Source organism: Aminobacter sp. P4_H6_2, assembly GCF_056400805.1.
Genome location: NZ_JBFUKO010000931.1, coordinates 1 through 1,502 on the forward strand (window position 1 = coordinate 1; position 1,502 = coordinate 1,502).

The 1,502-nt window shown below is 56.7% G+C and carries 1 protein-coding gene; it reads left to right on the top strand.

All coding sequences use genetic code 11. The features are described 5' to 3' along the window. Nucleotides 1-86 precede the first annotated feature (86 nt). Nucleotides 87-1,142, top strand: coding sequence for a glycosyltransferase family protein (locus AC1DUU_RS31785; RefSeq protein WP_476787276.1), 1,056 nt, complete (start codon nucleotides 87-89; stop codon nucleotides 1,140-1,142). Nucleotides 1,143-1,502: the final 360 nt, after the last annotated feature.

Genomic DNA, 1,502 nt, shown 5'->3' on the forward strand with positions numbered 1-1,502 from the left:
GCCCACAGCGAGGCCGATAGCGCCTTCGTTGCGCGCCGTGTAGCAAGCTTCGGCCGCGCCGCCATCGACACCATAAGGAGCCAGCGATGAAGATCATCGTGCCATGCGCGGGGCGGTCCTCGCGATTTCCCAACATGCTGCCCAAATGGATGTTGCCGGACAATGACGGCTTGCCGATGGTCTACAAGGCCATCCGCGGGCTGAATGCGCCAGTCGAGGATCTCGTCGTCACCATCCTCGCGGAACATCAGCAGCGTTTCAACGCCATCGAAGGCCTCAAGCGCGCCTTTGGTCAGCCGGTGCATTGCGTCGTGCTTGACGAGCCAACATCCAGTCAATCAGAGACCGTGGTCGAGACGCTGCGCCGCGCCGGCATCGACGAACCGTTCATCGTCAAGGACAGCGACAACTACTTCGAGCTCGGAACGATCGAAGAGAGATACAACTACGTCTCCGTGGCCTCATTGGAGGATTTCGATCAGGTCAACCCGCAAAACAAAAGCTACGTGCAGGTCGACCAGGAAGACATCATCATCAATTTTCGCGAGAAAAAGGTGATCTCCGACCTGTTCAGCGTTGGCGGCTACTTCTTCACCGATCCGAAGGCATTCCTTGCGGCCTATGATGAGATGTTGCGCGGAACTCGCCTTGCCGGTGGCGAGCTTTATCTGTCCGAAATCATCGCCTTCATGGCGCTCAATGGCCATATATTCAAAGCACGTAAAGCCAAGAAGTATGATGATTGGGGTACTGTCACCGAATGGCGGCGTAGGCTGGAAAAGCAGCGCGTCTACCTGGTGAGTGTCGACGGTTTCTTGTTCCAGCGCGGGTCGCTCTATTTCGAGCCCTACTTCGACAAGGTCACGCCAAACGCAACCGCGGTCGAGGCAGTGCGGAAGATGACAGCGTCCGGTCATACCGTGCGCTACGTCTCGATCCGCCCTTCTCACTTAGAGGCCCTGACACGGGCACAGATTCAGGCCCAGCTACTCCCGGAAGCGCCAATCCTGTTCGATTGCGACGTGGCACAATGGGCCCTTTTGACGGCACCACATCCGACATTGCCCTTCAAGACCTCAGAAGCGATCGAGGTCGACCCCTCTGACCCCAATCTGGCTGAGCGGCTGGGCATCTCGGGCTAGGCTTGTCACCTCGCAATCGACAAGCTCGGGCGCCTTAGGCCTACTGCAAACAATGGGTCCGATCCACCAGGGAGCGCACAGTTCTACGCAATACATTGCCAAATTGGATCGACGGCGCGACGCTCAAGTCACCATGTAACGTAAGACGTTCGATCGCAGCGCTCCTTGCCAAGGGAAGGTTCAGCGTTGAAATTAACCAATTGCTAACAATTCCATACATCCCCAAACGGGATTTGCTACAGGCAAGTCTACGAATGCTTTGTCTAGCCATGAGGTGTATCGGATGACCGATACGGATACGGAAGTGATCGAACGAGCCGCTGCGGGGCGCATCGATCCTTATGCAAACCGGAACAGTCG